At 57.8% G+C, this 16,443-nt stretch carries 18 protein-coding genes; 11 read left to right on the plus strand and 7 right to left on the minus strand.

The features are described from left to right. The 3 genes from BQ5353_RS05315 to BQ5353_RS05325 are packed head-to-tail and all read right to left on the minus strand — an operon-like array spanning position 1 to position 2,353. Entirely contained in the window at positions 1–777 is a 777-nt protein-coding gene (locus BQ5353_RS05315) for an ABC transporter permease (protein WP_071427443.1), read from the minus strand. A gap of 15 nt (positions 778–792) precedes the next feature. Next, complete coding sequence (locus tag BQ5353_RS05320) at positions 793–1,620, minus strand: ABC transporter permease (protein ID WP_071427444.1); 828 nt, start codon at positions 1,618–1,620, stop codon at positions 793–795. Between the two features lie 22 nt (positions 1,621–1,642). Continuing rightward, positions 1,643–2,353, minus strand: a complete 711-nt coding sequence (locus BQ5353_RS05325; protein WP_054332055.1) for a Crp/Fnr family transcriptional regulator — start codon at positions 2,351–2,353, stop codon at positions 1,643–1,645. A gap of 466 nt (positions 2,354–2,819) precedes the next feature. On the opposite strand from BQ5353_RS05325, the gene BQ5353_RS05330 reads away from it, so the two are divergent. The 5 genes from BQ5353_RS05330 to BQ5353_RS05350 all read left to right on the plus strand — a co-directional run bounded on the left by BQ5353_RS05330 (position 2,820) and on the right by BQ5353_RS05350 (position 8,940). Continuing rightward, positions 2,820–4,334, plus strand: coding sequence for a YjjI family glycine radical enzyme (locus BQ5353_RS05330; protein ID WP_071427445.1), 1,515 nt, complete (start codon positions 2,820–2,822; stop codon positions 4,332–4,334). Next, a complete protein-coding gene (locus BQ5353_RS05335; protein ID WP_054332057.1) occupies positions 4,331–5,170 on the plus strand; it encodes a YjjW family glycine radical enzyme activase in 840 nt (279 codons plus the stop codon). Before BQ5353_RS05330 ends, BQ5353_RS05335 begins: the two co-directional genes overlap by 4 nt. A 422-nt stretch (positions 5,171–5,592) precedes the next feature. Then, positions 5,593–6,564 (plus strand): tRNA dihydrouridine synthase DusB, encoded by a 972-nt coding sequence (gene dusB, locus BQ5353_RS05340; RefSeq protein WP_074026313.1) that lies wholly within the window; start codon positions 5,593–5,595, stop codon positions 6,562–6,564. A gap of 24 nt (positions 6,565–6,588) precedes the next feature. Continuing rightward, the gene (ymfI, locus tag BQ5353_RS05345) at positions 6,589–7,323 is read left to right on the plus strand and encodes an elongation factor P 5-aminopentanone reductase (RefSeq protein ID WP_071427446.1); all 735 of its coding nucleotides are present in this window, start codon (positions 6,589–6,591) and stop codon (positions 7,321–7,323) included. 279 nt (positions 7,324–7,602) lie between these two features. After that, entirely contained in the window at positions 7,603–8,940 is a 1,338-nt protein-coding gene (locus tag BQ5353_RS05350) for an NCS2 family permease (protein ID WP_369949184.1), read from the plus strand. 96 nt (positions 8,941–9,036) lie between these two features. Here the strand turns inward: BQ5353_RS05350 and BQ5353_RS05355 are convergent, their stop codons facing one another. After that, positions 9,037–9,561 (minus strand): QueT transporter family protein, encoded by a 525-nt coding sequence (locus BQ5353_RS05355; RefSeq protein WP_071427448.1) that lies wholly within the window; start codon positions 9,559–9,561, stop codon positions 9,037–9,039. A 243-nt stretch (positions 9,562–9,804) separates the two neighbouring features. Here BQ5353_RS05355 and BQ5353_RS05360 point away from each other — a divergent pair, with 243 nt between their 5' ends. From BQ5353_RS05360 to ruvX, 4 genes are all read left to right on the plus strand, one after another. After that, complete coding sequence (locus BQ5353_RS05360) at positions 9,805–10,581, plus strand: dihydroorotate dehydrogenase electron transfer subunit (protein ID WP_054332531.1); 777 nt, start codon at positions 9,805–9,807, stop codon at positions 10,579–10,581. A 65-nt stretch (positions 10,582–10,646) separates the two neighbouring features. Next, positions 10,647–11,558, plus strand: a complete 912-nt coding sequence (locus tag BQ5353_RS05365; RefSeq protein WP_054332532.1) for a dihydroorotate dehydrogenase — start codon at positions 10,647–10,649, stop codon at positions 11,556–11,558. Continuing rightward, positions 11,552–12,175 carry a histidine phosphatase family protein gene (locus tag BQ5353_RS05370; RefSeq protein WP_054332533.1) on the plus strand — a complete coding sequence of 208 codons (624 nt, stop codon included), beginning with the start codon at positions 11,552–11,554 and terminating at the stop codon, positions 12,173–12,175. Before BQ5353_RS05365 ends, BQ5353_RS05370 begins: the two co-directional genes overlap by 7 nt. A 10-nt stretch (positions 12,176–12,185) precedes the next feature. After that, positions 12,186–12,614, plus strand: a complete 429-nt coding sequence (gene ruvX / locus BQ5353_RS05375; RefSeq protein WP_054332534.1) for a Holliday junction resolvase RuvX — start codon at positions 12,186–12,188, stop codon at positions 12,612–12,614. An 88-nt stretch (positions 12,615–12,702) separates the two neighbouring features. On the opposite strand, the gene BQ5353_RS05380 is transcribed toward ruvX, so the two are convergent. Beyond that, a complete protein-coding gene (locus BQ5353_RS05380; protein ID WP_071427449.1) occupies positions 12,703–13,578 on the minus strand; it encodes a M14 family metallopeptidase in 876 nt (291 codons plus the stop codon). Between the two features lie 216 nt (positions 13,579–13,794). Between BQ5353_RS05380 and BQ5353_RS05385 the strand changes: the two genes are divergently transcribed. Both BQ5353_RS05385 and BQ5353_RS05390 read left to right on the plus strand, forming a co-directional pair. Beyond that, positions 13,795–14,349, plus strand: a complete 555-nt coding sequence (locus BQ5353_RS05385; protein WP_071427450.1) for an NUDIX domain-containing protein — start codon at positions 13,795–13,797, stop codon at positions 14,347–14,349. 52 nt (positions 14,350–14,401) lie between these two features. After that, complete coding sequence (locus BQ5353_RS05390; protein WP_054332538.1) at positions 14,402–14,920, plus strand: DUF4358 domain-containing protein; 519 nt, start codon at positions 14,402–14,404, stop codon at positions 14,918–14,920. 50 nt (positions 14,921–14,970) lie between these two features. Here the strand turns inward: BQ5353_RS05390 and BQ5353_RS05395 are convergent, their stop codons facing one another. Both BQ5353_RS05395 and rbr read right to left on the minus strand, forming a co-directional pair. Then, positions 14,971–15,696, minus strand: a complete 726-nt coding sequence (locus BQ5353_RS05395; protein ID WP_054332539.1) for an L-2-amino-thiazoline-4-carboxylic acid hydrolase — start codon at positions 15,694–15,696, stop codon at positions 14,971–14,973. Positions 15,697–15,847: 151 nt separating this feature from the next. Next, a complete protein-coding gene (gene rbr / locus BQ5353_RS05400; RefSeq protein WP_054332540.1) occupies positions 15,848–16,387 on the minus strand; it encodes a rubrerythrin in 540 nt (179 codons plus the stop codon). Positions 16,388–16,443: the final 56 nt, after the last annotated feature.

Below are 16,443 nucleotides of genomic sequence, written 5' to 3' on the forward strand. Positions count from 1 at the left end.
CTATTTCCCCACCTTGACAAGCTTTTCGGTGACCAGCATGATGGCGAAGGACATGATCATCAGCAGGACCGAAAGTGCAGAAACGGTTGGGTCGTAGTTGTATTCAATGTAGCTCATCATCGCCACCGGCAAGGTGGTGACCCCAGGGCCGGAGAGGAAGATGGTCAAGGGAACATTGTTAAAGGCGTTGATGAAGGCCAAGAGGAAGGCCGACACAATGCCGGAGGAGATATTGGGCAGCACAATTTTAAAGAAGACGGTCAGACGGCTGGCCCCCAGGCTCATGCCGGCTTCCTCGATGGCGTAATCCAGGCTCTCAATGCTGGCCCCTACGATCCGGAAGGCGTAGGTCACCACCGAGATGGCAAGGCCCACCAGCAGCGCCACCCGGACGCTCAGCCGCAGGCGAACGATGATGAAGGTAAACAGGGCAAAGCCGCAGACCACCTGGGGCACCATGTTGGGGGAGAAAAACAGGTCCTTGATAAGCTTCTTCCCCTTAAAATTGTACCGGGAAAGGGCGTAGGCCCCGGGGATGCCCACCAAGAGAGCAATGACTGTCGCCGCTGTGGAGATCAAGAAGCTGAGCTGGAAAGCGTCGATGAAGGTCTGGTTGGAGAAGACGTTCTCATACCACTTCAAACTGAACCCCACCGGCGGAAAGCTGATGTAGCTTTCGGTGGTAAAGGAGGTCAGCGCAATGAGGATCAGGGGTGCAAAGATGAAGAAGTAGACCAGCACCACCATAAACAGGAGGAAATAATTTTTTCGTTTCATCTTTCTTTTCCCCTCCTAAGCGCTTTTTTCGCCCAGTTTATCGGCGATGGTGTTGAGGGCGCCCACCACCAGATAGGAGGTGACGATCATCACTGTGGCGATGACCGAGGCCCGGGTCCAGTTGTCCAGCAGCATGGCCTGCTGGTAGATCAAGGTGGACATCATCATATTTTTGTTGCCGCCCAACATCAGCGGGGTGCTGTAGGCGGAGGCAGTGCCGGCAAAGACCAGCACGCTGCCCACGATGACCCCCGGCATGCTCAAAGGCACCACCACTTTCAAAAAGGAGACAAACCGGTTGGCTCCCAGGCTCTGGGCGGCCTCCAGCGTCTCATCGCTGATATTCTCCATCACCCCCACCAAGCTGGTGAGCATGATGGGCAGGAACAGATAGACCGAACCCACTACAATAGCCCCTTCGGTGTAGAGGAGTTTGAGCGGCTCTTCTACCAGGCCCAACTTCATCAGCAGGTTGTTGAGGATTCCCTCCCGGCCCAGAATGGCGATCCAGGCAAAGGCGCGGACCACCGTGTTAGTCAGAAGGGGGAAGGTGGCCAGGGCGATCATAATCCCCTTGCGGGAGGATTTCATCCGGGAGATGTAAAAGGCCACCGGAAGGGCCAGCACCACACAGATCAGCGAGGTGACCAGCGCCACCCGGATGGTCCGCAGGAAGATTTTTTGATAAAAACTGTCCCCCAAAAAGTCGGTATATCCTTTTAGGGTAAGCCCGCCATCCCCAAAGAAGGTGGGAACCACGATCCGAAGGATGGGCAGCACCAAAAACAGCAGGATCAGCAAGAGCCCTGGTAGGAGCAGGAGCCAATGGCTTTTCTTTTTCAAAAGAGGCACCTCCATAATGTTGTTATAGAATTTGGGACACCAACTTGTCCAGCTGCTGGAACTGTTCCTCTGAAACGGAGATCTTCCCCCGCTCAATGGCGATCAGCCCCTCCTCCTTCAACCGGCTGATATACCGGTACAGGGTGCGCAGGTTGATGCCCAGTTCCTCCGCCATGGTTTTGCGCTCCACCGGGAGGATGGCGGGAAGGCGGCGGCCGGTGCAGTACTGGTGGATGTAAATGAGCAAGTTTTCCATCCCGCTGTTCAATAGGCTGCGGTCATTGCGGCGGTAGTTGTTCTGCACAAGGCCCGCCAAGTATTCCAAGGTGATCAAGGCGATGGCGTTGTCCCCATAAATCCAGCGGGAAAACTCCTGGGCGGAGAATTCCAGCAGCACGCATTCGGTTGCCGCTGTGACGGTAGCGTCGTAGACCGGCGCCTGGCGGAGCATCTCATACAGCCCGAACAGCTGCACCGGGTACATGGTGTCAGCGATGATCCGCTTGCCGTCGATGGAATACTTTACAATGTAGCATTTGCCCGCTGCCAGCAGGTAGATTTTATCCACTGGCAGGCCGCCGCCTATGCACTGCATCCCCTGTTTCAGGTGGACAAGCCGCACCCCGGGCGGGAGGAGCGGCGCAAAGACCTCTGCCGCCTCCCCACAGGAGTATGGGCGGGCAAAGGCGGTTTGCAGCAGTTGGAAGATGGATTGGTGGGACGATGTCGGCAAAATAGTTCCCCCCTCCCAGCAAAAAAGCAGGCAAATCCCCAGGGATATCCCTTGTGTACACAGAATGTTGATTCTAATTTTACTGAAAATTCTTATCTTTGCAAGCAACTTTACAAATAAAACGCCAATTCTCCCGCAAAATTGGGGATTTTGTAAAATTAACTGACATCTGTCATTTAAAAGTGGGCATTTTTTATGATACAATCATCGCAAAGGCGATGATTGTGGAAGAAATCTCTGTTAGGGCGAAGCCCTTCCTGCCGCAAAGCGGCATCGAGATTTTTTCCAGTCCGCGAGGACCCGGAAATTACCCGCCGCAAAGGCGATAATTGGGGAGGGAACCCTTTTGGGGCGGCGCGCCCTCCCCCTTTCTCCAGTTGTCCCCGGCCAGCAGCCCCACATATAGGGCGCCGCCAGCCCTTTTCACCAATGCGGATACACCCGGCTATAATCAGGAGGTTACAGTATGGATCAGTTGCAGCAAAAACAAGAGGAAATCCTGGGGATTCTCCGGGACCCCACCCTAACCCACGAACAGACGGTGATGACCTTGGCCAAGGCGGCGGAAAACCTGCTTGCCACCCCCGGCGCGCCAGAGGAATATTACAAACTAAAGGAAGCCGGCATCATCTGCGACCTGTTTGAGGGCAACGCCCCTTACAGCCCCCGCTATATCCTGCCGGATTATGAAAAATTCTTCCGGGAGGGCAGCCAGTTCCTGCGCCTCGCCCCTCCCACTACCCTGCTGGAGGCTATCACAAACCTGCTCATCCTCTACCACCATGTGCCGTCGGTGACCCATTTCCCAGTGTACATCGGCCGCATCGACCGGCTTTTGGAACCGTTTATTGAGGATGAAGCCAGCGCCAAGCCGCTGATCAAGCACTTTTTGATGCAGATTGACCGGACGGTCACCGACTCCTTCTGCCATGGTGACATCGGGCCGGAGGCCACCCGGGCCGGGCGGATCATCCTGGAATGCGAACGGGAACTACAGGATTCCACCCCAAACCTCACCCTGCTGTACGATCCCCAGATCACCCCCGATGACTTTGCCCTCCAGTGTGTGGAGGCCGCTTTGGACTGCGCCAAGCCCAGCTTTGCCAACCACCGGATGTTCCTCTCGGAATTTGGGGAGGACTACGGCATCGCCAGCTGCTACAACGGGCTGCCAGTGGGAGGCGGAGCCTATACCCTCACCCGGCTGGTTCTGGGCAAATTGGCAGAGACCGCCGCTTCCCGGGAGGATTTCTTCCAGCGGGCCCTTCCCCACGCGGTGGATGTGATGTGCCGCTTTATGGACGCCAAAATCAAATTCCTGGTGGAGGAGACCCCCATCTTTTCCGCCAATTTCCTGGTCAAAGAGGGGCTGATCCGCCGGGAGCGGTTCAACGGCCTCTTCGGCATGGTGGGGATGAACGAATGCGTCAACACCCTCATGGCCCTGGAGGGGAAACCCGACCGGTTTGGCCACAGCGAAGCCGCTGACGCCTTAGGGGTGGAAATTATGGAGGCCATCGACGCCCTGGTGAAGGCCCACAAAAACCCCTACTGTGAATTCTGGAATGGCAGCTTTATCCTCCACGCCCAGGTGGGCATTGCCCAGGATCAAGGGATCAGCCCCGGCACCCGCATCGCCATCGGGGAGGAGATCCCCCTCTACGACCACCTGCGCCAGGCGGGCCTCTTCCACAAATACTTCCCCTCCGGCACCGGGGACATCTTCCCCTTTGACGCCACCTCCGCCCGCAATCCCGCAGCGGTCCTGGATGTCATCAAAGGAGCCTTCCAGGTGGGCATCCGGTATTTTTCCACCTATTCCTCCGATAGCGACGTCATCCGCATCACCGGATACCTGGTGAAAAAGTCGGATATCGAAAAGCTGGAACAGAACCAGCAGGTGGTCAACGACACCGTCTTCTTGGGCATGGGGGCCAAACACAACGGCCATATCCTAGACCGGAAGGTGCGCAGCCTATGATCGCCCCGGTAAACAAAATCATCGACCACAGCGTAGTGGACGGGCCAGGCAACCGGACTGCCGTCTTCTTCCAAGGGTGCCCCTTCCGCTGCCAATACTGCCACAACCCGGAGACCATGGCCCTGTGCACCCACTGCGGGGCCTGCGTCTCCGCCTGCCCGGCGGGGGCGCTCTCCCTGCGGGAGGGAAAAGTCCATTGGGAGGAAGCCCTCTGTGTGGGGTGTGACAGCTGCCTGCGGGCCTGCCCCCACCTCAGTTCCCCCAAGGTGAAGGAGATGACGGTGGAGGAGATCCTCTTGCGCATCCAGCAAAACCGCCCCTTTATCCGGGGGATCACCTGCTCTGGCGGGGAGTGCACCCTCTATGCTGGTTTTATGGCGGAGCTGTTCGCCAAAACCAAGGCCATGGGCCTTACCAATCTGATCGACAGCAACGGCATCCTGGATTTTTCCCAGGCAGACGCCCTTCTGGAACACGCAGACGGGGTCATGTTGGACATTAAGTGTTTTGACCGGGCTGGCCACATCCGCCTCACCGGCAAAGACAATGACCTGGTGCTGCAAAACGCCGCCTACCTGGCCCGGCGGGGCCTGCTGCCGGAGGTGCGCACCGTGATTATCCCCGGGGTGCTGCCCAACGAGGAGACCGTCGCCCTGGTGAGCCGACTTCTTGCCCCTTACCAAGCAAACGGGCCCATCCGCTACAAGCTGATCGCCTTCCGGCCCATGGGGGTGCGGGAGGAATTCCGCTCCTTCCCGGTGCCCAGCCGGGCGGAGATGGAATCCCTGGCTACCCTCGCCAGGGAACAGGGCATGGCGGACGTGGCAATCGTATAAAAAGGGGATTTCCTGTTTTTTTACAAAATATGCCGCCGGGGACAGGCCCCGGCGGTTTTTCTGTTATACTGAAAGAAAAGGGGGCGGTTCCCCAACATGGAGAAAGCGGGTGACAGCACGGGGAAATCTTTTTGTTTCTGGCCGCTTTAATCCTTGCGGTGAATGGGCCACGGAGACGGCAAGCCCGATTTTGTGAAGGACTCCTACATCCTCTGCCACCAGCGGTCAGACGGGCCTTACCAGGGCGCGGTAATCTCCATCCCAGAGAGCGTCTACTTTCCGGGCCTTTCCCCCGACCAGCAAAATCCTTTCCCCAAAGCCTTTGCCCTTCGGCATTTTTCTGTTATACTGTCAAGGCGGCCCGCCTGCGGGCCAAAGGAATACCCAACCGTACAGCTTTGCTATAATTAGGAGCGATCTATTTGAAATTAGGCAACATTATTTTACCCCAAACCGCCTGTCTGGCCCCCATGGCCGGGGTGGCCGACCGGGCCTTCCGGCAGATCTGCCGGGAACACGGGGCTTGCTACGTCATCGGCGAAATGGCCAGCGCCAAGGGCTTGACCTATGGCGACAAAAAAACGCCCGAACTGTTGGAAGTCTCCCCCGAGGAACGGCCTATGGCGGTACAGCTCTTCGGGGATGAGCCGGACACCATGGCAAAAGCCGCCCAGATGGCCCTAGCCTACCAGCCGGACGCCATCGACATCAACATGGGCTGCCCCGCCCCCAAAATAACCGGCGGCGGCAGTGGCAGCGCCCTAATGAAAACCCCAGAACTGGCCGCCCAGATCATTCGGGCGGTGCGGGCAGCGGTGGACCTCCCCTTGACGGTGAAGTTCCGCAAGGGCTGGGATTCCAATTCGGTCAACGCGGTGGAGTTTGCCAAGATGGCCGAAGCCTGCGGGGCGGATGCCATAGCCATCCACGGCCGCACCCGGGCCCAGATGTACGCCCCCACCGCCGATTGGGCTATCATCCGCCAGGTGAAGGAGGCCGTCTCCATCCCGGTGATCGGCAACGGGGATGTGGATTCGGTGGACAGCGCCATCCGCATGTACGAGGAGACCGGCTGCGACCTGGTCATGATCGGCCGGAGGGCATTGGGTTCCCCCTGGGTGTTTGGCCAGATCCGGGATTACTTCCTCACAGGCGAGCGCACTCCCGACCCCTGTTTGGAGGAGCGGATGGCCGTCATGCTGCGCCACCTGACCCTCATGTGTCAATACAAAGGGGAATCCCACGCCATGCGGGAGGCCCGGAAACATGTGGCCTGCTACATGAAAGGGCTGCGGGGCGCCCCCAAATTCCGCAAAGCGGCAGGGGAGCTGTGCACATTGGACGACGTCCGCCGCCTCATCCAAGAGGTGAAGGATCAAAACCCCGAGCTGTAACCACCCAAGAAGGAGGGGAATTCCATGGCAAAAACCGTTCTCATCACCGGCGGAAGCCGGGGCATTGGCCAGGCTTGTGCCATCGCCTTTGCCAGGCAGGGCTATCAGGTGGCCATCAACTACATCCATTCCAAAGAGAAGGCGGAGGCGCTGGCTCAAGAGCTGTCCGCCCAAGGGCATCCAGCCCTGGCTGTGGGGGCTGATGTCTCCCGGAAGGACCAGGTGGAAGCCATGTTCCAGCAGGTGGAAGCGGCGTTCGGCCCGGTGGACATCCTGGTCAACAACGCGGGCATCGCCCAGCAGAAGCTGTTTACCGACCTGACCGAAGAGGATTGGGACCGGATGTTCCAGGTGGACGTCAAGGGCATGTTCCTCTGCTGCCAGCGTGCCCTTCGCACCATGCTCCACAGCCACAGCGGCTCAATCGTCAACCTATCCTCCATCTGGGGGATCAGCGGCGCCTCCTGCGAGGTCCACTACTCGGCGGCCAAAGCGGCGGTCATCGGCCTGACCAAGGCCTTGGCCCAGGAGCTTGGCCCCTCCCACATCCGGGTCAACTGTGTGGCCCCCGGGGTGATCAACACCGAGATGAACGGCCTTTTGGGGGAGGAGACCTTGGCAGCCCTGGCGGAAGAAACCCCTTTGGGCATTCTGGGGGAGCCGGAGGATGTGGCCAAAGCGGTCCTCTTCCTCGCCGGGGAAGAAGCCCGATTCATCACCGGCCAGGTTTTAAGCCCCAATGGCGGGTTTGTCATATAACAGCGCGCGGCAAAAGGAAACATTCCTTTTGCCGCGCTTTTTTCTTTTTAAAAACATCCCTCAAAACAGCCTTTTTCCATTTCTTTTTGGGGATTTTTCAAAAGGAAGTTCTTCAAAATGCGTCCCCCTATATCTTTTTATTCTCTTTTGATGTATAATATACATTCAGTTTGTTCCTGGGGCCTGTCCCCAAAATATGTGTTTGATGAGAGGAGTTCTATCGTGCTGGAAAAACTGTTTCATCTCAAAGAGAACCACACCAATGTTAAAACAGAGGTGATGGCCGGCCTGACTTCATTTTTCACTATGGCCTACATCATCTTTGTAAACCCCCAAATTCTCTCCGCCTCGGGCATGGATGCCGGCGCTGTCATGCTGGCCACCTGCGTATCCGCCGCCATTGGCACCTTCCTTATGGCATTCCTTGCCAACTACCCCTTTGCCCTTGCCCCCGGCATGGGCCTCAACGCCTTTTTTGCCTATACAATCTGCGGCTCTATGGGTTATTCCTGGCAGGCCGCACTGGCTGCGGTATTTACCTCCGGCTGTATTTTTGTGCTGATCACCGTCACCGGTGTCCGGGAAGCCATTGTCCGCGCCATCCCCAAATCGCTGAAAAATGCTATTTCGGTGGGAATCGGCTTCTTCATCGCCTTTATCGGCCTGAAAAATGCCGGCCTTTTGAAGTTTACCATTGACCCCGGCAACTACACCCTGCTGGATTCCGGCACTGTTCTTGCCAACGCCACCCCCATCCCCGCTTTCAACTTTACCGGGGCCTCTACCCAGCTGGCCATCTTCGGCCTCGTTGTGCTGGCAATCCTCTATGTCCGTCAAGTCAAAGGCTCCCTTTTTGTGGGTATCTTGGCCACCTCTGCAGTTGGCTGTCTGCTCCAGTTCGGTTTGGGGATTGATGTAGGGGTCTCTGCCCCAACCGGCCTCTCCTCCATCCCCTCTTTGGCCCCCACCTTCGGCCAGTTTGTCAAAGGCTTCGGTGAGCTTTTCAACTTCCAGGAAGGATTCGCCGTGGGTCTCACCTCGGTAATCTCAGTTCTCATCGCTCTGGTGCTGGTGGATATGTTCGACACCATCGGCACATTGATTGGCACCGCCGCCCGCGCCGGCATGCTGGATGAGGAGGGTAACCTGCCCCGTGCCAACGGCGCTTTGATGGCTGACGCCATCGCCACTGTCTGCGGCGCTGTCATGGGCACCTCTACCGTCACCACCTTTGTAGAATCCGCTTCTGGTGTTTCTGAAGGCGGGCGCACCGGCCTCACCGCACTGACCACCGGTGTCCTGTTCCTGGCCGCAGTGGTAGCCGCACCCTTCCTGGGGCTGATCCCCACTGCCGCCACCGCCCCGGTGCTGATCGTAGTCGGCGTGCTGATGATGGCCAATGTCCGGGAAATTGACTGGCTGGATTTTGAAACTGCCATGCCCGCTTTTCTGACCATCGCCTGCATGCCTTTTGCCTACAGTATCGCCGATGGCATCGCCGCAGGCTTCCTGTTCTACACCTTGATCAAACTGTTCCGGGGTAAAGCCAAGGAAGTTCACCCCATTTTGTATGTTTTGTGCGTCTTGTTTGTCCTGCGGTTCATCATTGTCATGTAAATAAAAAAGCGCCCTTCCCGATCAGGAAGGGCGCTTTTTATTTAGGCAGGGTCAAAAGAAGGTTGGCAAGCTCATTCCCTGCCGTTCTTTGACCCACTAAAATAATTTTTGATCCAGGCCGGTTTTTTGCATCCAATACACCAGCACAAGGCCCAGCACATAGCAGGGCACCAGCTGGCCCGCCGCCACCGACAGGGCGTTGGTGAGAAAGATGGGAAAGTTCCAGCCTCCGGCCATAGCGGTCATAAGCTCCCACCCGATGACCACCCCGTTGACCAGGATAGGGGGCAAGGGGGAGAGGATGGGCAGGCCCTTCCAGGTAATTTTCCGCAGCTTCCAGGTCATCCAGGCGGCGACCAGGGTGGCCAGGCTGCCGAAAAAAATGTCCAGCAACCCCAGGATGCTGGTTCCGGTGACCATGCCGTAGAAATTTGTCAGGGCACAGCCTAGGGTCAGCCCTCCAATGGCCATGGGGGAGAACACCGGCAGCAGGGTCAGGGCCTCCGCCACCCGCATCTGCACCGCCCGGAAGCTGATGGGCGCAAAAACTACACCCAGCGCCACATACAGGGCGGCGATCATCGCGCCCTTCACCATACGGTTCACGCTCGTTTGTTTCATGGGTATTCACTTTTCCTTTCGTAGTGTGGTTTAAAGTCAGGAACTTGCGACTGACTGCCCACAGGGCCTATCTATTATAAAGCCTGTCCCTCCTATTTGCAACAAAAATTTTCTTTTGCAGCCTTCTTATTTATTCCGTAAAAACATAACATCTTGTAAAAATCCCCGGTATCATATAAACTGGTAACTGTGTAATACAATTCTTGGTTTGCCCGCTTTTTGCGGGCAGGACGGAGGTTCATGATGAGTTACCTACAAAGCAGCTACCCCCTCATCGCCAAGCGGGCGATCGCCAAACAGACCTACGATTTCACCATCCATTGCCCGGAGATCGCCATCCAATCCCGGGCGGGGCAGTTTGTCCACATCCGAGTGCCCGGCCATACCCTGCGCCGGCCCATCTCCATCTGCGGTATCGACGCCGCCAAAGGGAACATCCGCATCGTATTTGAGGTGCGGGGCTCCGGCACCGACGAGATGGCCAAATTTAACGTAGGGGATCAGGTGGATATCCTGGGCCCCTTGGGCAACGGGTTCACCCTGCTGGGCTCAGATAAAAAGGCCCTTGTGGTGGGCGGCGGCATCGGCGTGCCCCCCATGGTGGAGGTAGCCAAGCACTATGGGGAGAACGCCACCGCAGTCATCGGCTTCCGCAGCGCTTCGGCGGTGATTTTGGAGGAGGATTTCACCGCCATGGGCTGCGATGTGCGCCTCTGCACCGACGACGGCACCCGGGGGCACAAGGGCTTTGTCACCGACATGGTGCGGCAGCGCCTCTCTGAGGGCGCAGCGGACATTATCTACGCCTGCGGCCCCACCCCCATGCTCAAGGCGGTGGCTGAGGTGGCCAAGGAATACGGCGTCCGCTGCCAGGTATCCTTGGAGGAGCGGATGGGCTGCGGCATCGGCGCCTGCCTGGTCTGCGCCTGCAAGATCGCCGCGGAAAAAGGCGAAGCCATGAAGCACGTCTGCAAGGATGGCCCGGTCTTTGAGGCCGAGACGGTCATCTTTGACAAATAATCTCTCCCGGCTAAGCCGGTTTTGGAATACAGGCCGCCTTTTCGAGCGGCGGAAGGAGCATTGCTATGGCAAATTTATCGGTCAACATCGCCGGGGTAGAATTTAAAAACCCGGTGATCACCGCGTCGGGCTGTTTTGGCTTCGGCAAAGAATATGAAAAACTCTACCCCCTCTCCCGGCTGGGAGGAATTTCCCTCAAGGGGATGACCTACGCCGAGCGGGCGGGCAACCCGGTGCCCCGCATCGCCGAGACCCCGGCGGGCATGCTCAACAGCGTGGGGCTGCAAAACCCCGGCGTAGACGCCTTTCTGGCAAACGAGCTTCCCTACCTCAAAGACAAAGGCACCGTCCTCATCGCCAACGCGGCGGGCAGCAGCGTGGAGGATTACTGCGCATTGGTGGAGCGGCTCTCCGATTCGGACATCGACATGGTGGAGCTGAACATCTCCTGCCCCAACGTGAAGCAGGGGGGCGCAGCTTTCGGCGTGGCCTGTGACAGCGCCGCCCATGTGGTCAAAGAGGTGCGCAAGGTCTGCAAAAAGCCGCTGATGGTCAAGCTCTCCCCCAACGTCACCGACATCGCCTCCATCGCCCAAGCGGTGGAAGCAGAGGGCGCCGATGCCATCAGCCTCATCAACACCCTGTTCGGCATGCGGATTGACATCGAGTCCCGGCGCCCCGTTCTGGCCATGAACGCCGGCGGCCTTTCCGGCCCCTGTGTCTTCCCGGTGGCGGTGCGGATGGTCTGGCAGGTGGCAAACCGGGTCAAAATCCCGGTGGTAGGCCTGGGCGGCATCGAAAAATGGCAGGACGCCATTGAGATGATGCTGGCCGGTGCAAACGCCATCCAGGTGGGTACCGCCATGTTCTACGACCCCTACGCCCCCCTCAAGATCATCGAAGGGGTCAACCAGTGGCTGGATGACCACGGCATCAAAGACGTCAACGAAATCGTCGGGCAGGTGAAGCCATGGTAAAGGACACCGTTCTCTATATCGTCCGCCATGGGGAGAGCATGGGGAATCTGGCCCGCCGCCTCCAGGGGCAGACCGATTTCCCCCTGAGCCCTTTGGGGGAGGAACAGGCTGCCTTGGCGGCCCAGCGCCTTGCGGGGGAACCCCTTTCCGCAGTGTACGCCAGCCCTCTTAAGCGGGCACACCGGACCGCACAGATCATCGCCGCCTGCCACGGCCTGCCGGTGCGGACCGATGCCAGGCTGATGGAGATCCGACTGGGGGAGATGGAGGACAAGGAGATCGACTGGCTCCATGAAACATACCTGGAAAACATGGCGTTTTTTGAGAATGAGCCGGAGAAGTATCTCCCCCCTGCCGGTGGGGAAAGCTTTCCTGAGGTAGTGGCCCGGGTCTCCCCTGCCATCGATGAGATCGCCGCCTGCCATCCCGGCCAGGCGGTGGTCATTGTCAGCCACGGATGTGCCATCCGCAGCCTGATCCTCCACTGCAAAGGCTGGCAAATCGACCGCTTTAAGGAACTCCCCAAAGGGAAAAACACTGCCGTCACCAAGGTGCTCTACAACTCTCGGGACGGCTACCGGGTGGAATACATGTCCGATTCCTCCCATCTGGGTTAGGGGGCGGCTTATGAAGATTCTAGCCGTCGACCTGGGGGATGCCCGCACCGGCCTGGCTGTCTGCGACCCCACCGAATTCCTCGCCTCTCCCGCCGGGGTGATCCACGAGACCGACTTTGAGGTCATCCTTAAAAAGGTGGCCCAGGCCGCCAAGGAGCATCGTGCCCAGCGCATTGTGGTGGGCTACCCCAAAAACATGAACGGGACTGTGGGGGAACGGGCGGAGAAGTGCGCTCTCTTCGCCCAGCGCCTGGGGGAGCTGGCAGAAATCCCGGTGAAGCTGTGGGATGAGCGCAGTACCACCGTTTCGGCCCACAACATCCTCAACGTCACCGACACCCGGGGCAAAAAGCGGAAAAATGTGGTGGACGCGGTGGCTGCAACCATTATCTTGGAAAGCTACCTCGCCTACCGCAAAAACAACCCCGACCAAGATTGACAAAAACCGCCCGGTTTTGGGCGGTTTTCTCATCCTTCCAAAGAGGATTTATTTTTCCACAGCCATTCCCCTTTTGGTGGAAAACCCGCTACAACAGCATGGTCAGCAGCAGCATTTCCAGCAGCCGGGCATAGATGGGCTCCAGTTCCTCAATGGGCAATGGGTTTTTCCCCCGGCCAATTTCAATGGTGAATCCGGGGCGGTGCATGGTGTGGATAAACCAATCTTTGAACCCGCCGTGGGAAGCGATCTTCTCCGGCCGGCAGACCTTGTACCCGCAGGAGGCTGCCAGCACCTCAGCCATCAAACGGGAACGGTTGGGGGTATCCGCCCCATACTCGTAGTAGATCTCCTCCCCCTGGGAGTGGAAGGCGTATACCCGCCTAAAATCGCAGGCCAGGCAGAAGCCCGCAATGGCCCGGGTCTCCGGCTCGCTGTGTGGACGTTTTCCGCCGTAGCGGGTGGGCCCAGGGCCAATATAGCCCTCCTGCTCCTCCATCTTGTGGAGGAGCTCCCATCCGGCGTCAAAGTTGTGGTTTAAATCCACCCCGTTGCCGTTGGCCTGCCAAGGGGAGCCGGGGGCGGATTTGGGCGGCGGCTGGTCTTTGCCCAGTGCAATCTGCACCCCGTCGGGGTTGAGGCAGGGCACAATCACCAGGGAATGGTTTTCCAAGGCTTTGGTGATGTCGATCTCCCCCAACACGCCCCCTTGCTCCTGGGCCAGCAGCAGGTCCTCACAGAACCGGAAAAGCAGCAGGGTGGTCAGCCATTCCGACCCATGGGTGCCCCCCACCAAGAGGGTCGCCCCCCGCAGGTCCCCCAGGGCCAGGGCAAAAATCCCCCTTCCCCGGGTGCTCTCCCCAATGGGAAAAGCCCGCAGGCCGTCGAACCTTCCCTTTAAATCATACACCGCCCGGTATATGTTTTCATAAACTGGCGGCGTGGTGTAAAACCCATCAAACATATGCGGTCCCTCCAAAATGGCGTTCTACGACACTGTATGCGGCGGGACATCCCCTCTATCCCTTCTTTTTCCACAGCGGTGAAAAATGCGGGGGAGCGCCGCTCAAAAAAGGCGGCACCTCTCCATGGCCCGGCCTCATCCCCGTCTGGGGTTTTCAGAACCATGAATTTCTGACAAAAAATATGCCGGCTCAGTCCGGCAGAACGGAGGATACCGATGAATCTGCTGGAAACCACCCTCTCTTCCCAGGATGTTTACAAAGGGAAGATTCTAACGCTAAAAAAAGACCAAGTCCGCCTGCCCAATGGCGGCACCGGCACCCGGGAAGTGGTGGTCCACAACGGGGCGGTCTGCATCGCCCCCATTGACAAAGAGGGCAACGTCATCCTGGTGCGCCAGTACCGGTACGCCCTCTCCCAAGAGTTGTTGGAACTGCCCGCCGGGAAAATTGACCCCGGCGAGGACTTCCACGCCGCCGCTGTGCGGGAGCTGGAGGAGGAGACCGGCTGCACTGCCGGGGAGCTTCGGTACCTGGGGACATTCTTCCCCTCTGTGGGGTATTTGACCGAGGTGATCCACCTGTTTGTGGCCACCGGCCTCACCCAGAAGGAACAGCGTCTGGACCCGGACGAATTCCTAAAGGTGGTAAAACTCCCCTTGGCCCAAGCGGTGAAACAGGTGTTGGCCGGGGAGATTCCCGACGGCAAGACCCAGGCCCTCCTTCTGCGGGCAGATGCACTTTTTCAAGCAGGGGAACTCCACCTGCAATAAATTCCAGGGAATTGGACACTATAGAGATACCAAAACAATAAAGGAGACAACTATGAAACGTATTTTTTGCGCGGCCATCGCCGCACTGACCCTCTTTTCCTTTACCGCCTGCCAGAAAGAGCCGGCCCCCAAGGAGTTCACCGCCGAGGAACTGAAGCCCATCTTCCAAGAGGCCATCACCGCCGCCCGGGATGAGGAGATCAACCAGGTCCTTCCTATCCTCTCCAGCAGCGAGGATGAAGGCGGCGCTTTGATCTTCGACATGGTCGGCTTGACCGATGAAGACATCAAGGCCGCAGGCATTTCCATCTCCCCTATGAACATAAAAGCTTACGGCGTGGCCATCATCGCCCCGGCAGAGGGCAAAGCCGAAGCGGTGCAGACCGGGCTGGACAACTTTGTAAAAGCCCAGCAGCAGAGCTTTGCCAACTACCTGCCTGATCAGGGGGAAATCGCCAACAGCGCTATCCTCACCACCCGGGAGGACGGGATCATCGTGCTGGTGATGTGTGAAGATGCCCAGACGGTGTACGATTCCATCACCGCCACCCTGGATGAAAAACTGAAGTAACCCTGTTAAAAAAGCCCCTGCCAAAAAGGCAGGGGCTTTTCTTGTGTTTTTTAGTCGATGACGGTGAAATCCTGTTTTGCCTCTTCCAACAGGGCGGCGGTCTTTTCCTCGCCGAATTTCTCCCGGAAACCGGCGATGGCGGTAGAGACTACCTTTTCCGCTGCCTCTTTGCCCAGGATGGACTGGTATACCCGGTCCATGGCGGAGAGCTCGCTGGCGGTGTGGTAGAGGAAATCTTTGACGGTGTGATCCTTCAAAGAACGCTTTTTGGCGTTGAAGGCGTCCAGTTCTTCCTGGTTGGCGAAGGAGACTTTTTCAAACTCAAAATCGCAGCAGGGGCCGTTCTGGGAAAGCACGCTTCGAATGTTGAGCACGTTGTCCGGGTTAAACCCCTTGACTAGATTGACGTCGATGTGGGAACAATACAGGTTGCCATACTCCAGCAGGCCATGTTTTTTCCAGCTCTCACACCAGCCGCAGTGGGTGCAGTGGGTGGTGAATGCAGGGGAGATGGCATAGACATCCTTTTTGCTCCACTTCCGGTCGTCCACCCATTCGCTGTACAGCAGGTAGTTTTTGGGGGAGAGGTCTTCCCCGTCCTTGAGTGCGCGCAGGGCCATGCGGCGTCCCCGCTCCCGGCCATATTGGATGGTGCCCTCCACATTGGCCAGCTCCCCTTTGTCCCCGTACAGCTCCCGAGCCGCTTTGACCAGCAGGGCGTAGAGCACCGCGTGCTCTTCCATGTAAAACTGTTCTGCGATTTCTTTTCGATCCATGATGGTTGCCTCCCTCGACTGAATTGTTAGTTCTAGTGTAAAACCTCAGCCGATGGATGTCAAGCAATTTGCATAGATTCATTGCCGAATCATGCAAATTTTTATGTACTGCGGAAAAATTTCCGCAGCAACCTTTGAAGTGGCAGCCCGTTTACAGCTGGGGCTTGTCCACCTCGAAAAATGCCTGGGGATATTTGCACAGGGGGCACTGGGGCGGGGCCTCCACCCCTTCCAGCACAAAGCCGCAGTTGCGGCAGATCCAGGTCTGGCTGGTGACCTTTTTAAACACCTGGTTCCCGTTGACGTCGTTCACCAGGGCCTGGTAGCGCTTTTCGTGGGCCGCTTCCACCTTGGCCACCTGTTCAAAGGAGAGGGCGATCTGAGGGAAGCCCTCCTGTTTGGCTACCTCGGCAAATTCTTTATACATCTGGCTCCACTCAAAATGCTCCCCGTCGACGCCGTTTTGCAGGTTTGGCAGGGTCGAGGGGATGGAGCCACCATGGATGTACTTGAGCCACAATTCGGCGTGGGCCTTCTCGTTGTGGGAGGTCTCGTCGAAAATGTCGCCAATCTGCTGGTAGCCCTCCTCCCGGGCCTTTTCCCCGTAGATGCCATATTTGACCCGTGCCTGGCTTTCCCCGGCGAAGGCGGACATCAAGTTTGCATAGGTGCGCGATTCTTTCAATTCCATAGTACTTCCTCCTTTAGTGGGTTCAACCCTAGTTTGGAGCCATTTTTCCCGGGTTA

The sequence above is a fragment of the Merdimmobilis hominis genome (assembly GCF_900104615.1).
GTDB classification, from domain to species: domain Bacteria; phylum Bacillota; class Clostridia; order Oscillospirales; family Ruminococcaceae; genus Merdimmobilis; species Merdimmobilis hominis.

Excerpts from the sequence above, each read along its gene's own strand:
- BQ5353_RS05315 (WP_071427443.1), bottom strand. The coding sequence starts at position 777 with ATGAAACGAAAAAATTATTTCCTCCTGTTTATGGTGGTGCTGGTCTAC.
- BQ5353_RS05330 (WP_071427445.1), top strand. The coding sequence starts at position 2,820 with ATGGATCAGTTGCAGCAAAAACAAGAGGAAATCCTGGGGATTCTCCGG.
- BQ5353_RS05335 (WP_054332057.1), top strand. The coding sequence starts at position 4,331 with ATGATCGCCCCGGTAAACAAAATCATCGACCACAGCGTAGTGGACGGG.
- ymfI (WP_071427446.1), top strand. The coding sequence starts at position 6,589 with ATGGCAAAAACCGTTCTCATCACCGGCGGAAGCCGGGGCATTGGCCAG.
- BQ5353_RS05350 (WP_369949184.1), top strand. The coding sequence starts at position 7,603 with ATGGCCGGCCTGACTTCATTTTTCACTATGGCCTACATCATCTTTGTA.
- BQ5353_RS05355 (WP_071427448.1), bottom strand. The coding sequence starts at position 9,561 with ATGAAACAAACGAGCGTGAACCGTATGGTGAAGGGCGCGATGATCGCC.
- BQ5353_RS05360 (WP_054332531.1), top strand. The coding sequence starts at position 9,805 with ATGAGTTACCTACAAAGCAGCTACCCCCTCATCGCCAAGCGGGCGATC.
- BQ5353_RS05365 (WP_054332532.1), top strand. The coding sequence starts at position 10,647 with ATGGCAAATTTATCGGTCAACATCGCCGGGGTAGAATTTAAAAACCCG.
- BQ5353_RS05370 (WP_054332533.1), top strand. The coding sequence starts at position 11,552 with ATGGTAAAGGACACCGTTCTCTATATCGTCCGCCATGGGGAGAGCATG.
- ruvX (WP_054332534.1), top strand. The coding sequence starts at position 12,186 with ATGAAGATTCTAGCCGTCGACCTGGGGGATGCCCGCACCGGCCTGGCT.
- BQ5353_RS05380 (WP_071427449.1), bottom strand. The coding sequence starts at position 13,578 with ATGTTTGATGGGTTTTACACCACGCCGCCAGTTTATGAAAACATATAC.
- BQ5353_RS05385 (WP_071427450.1), top strand. The coding sequence starts at position 13,795 with ATGAATCTGCTGGAAACCACCCTCTCTTCCCAGGATGTTTACAAAGGG.
- BQ5353_RS05390 (WP_054332538.1), top strand. The coding sequence starts at position 14,402 with ATGAAACGTATTTTTTGCGCGGCCATCGCCGCACTGACCCTCTTTTCC.
- BQ5353_RS05395 (WP_054332539.1), bottom strand. The coding sequence starts at position 15,696 with ATGGATCGAAAAGAAATCGCAGAACAGTTTTACATGGAAGAGCACGCG.
- rbr (WP_054332540.1), bottom strand. The coding sequence starts at position 16,387 with ATGGAATTGAAAGAATCGCGCACCTATGCAAACTTGATGTCCGCCTTC.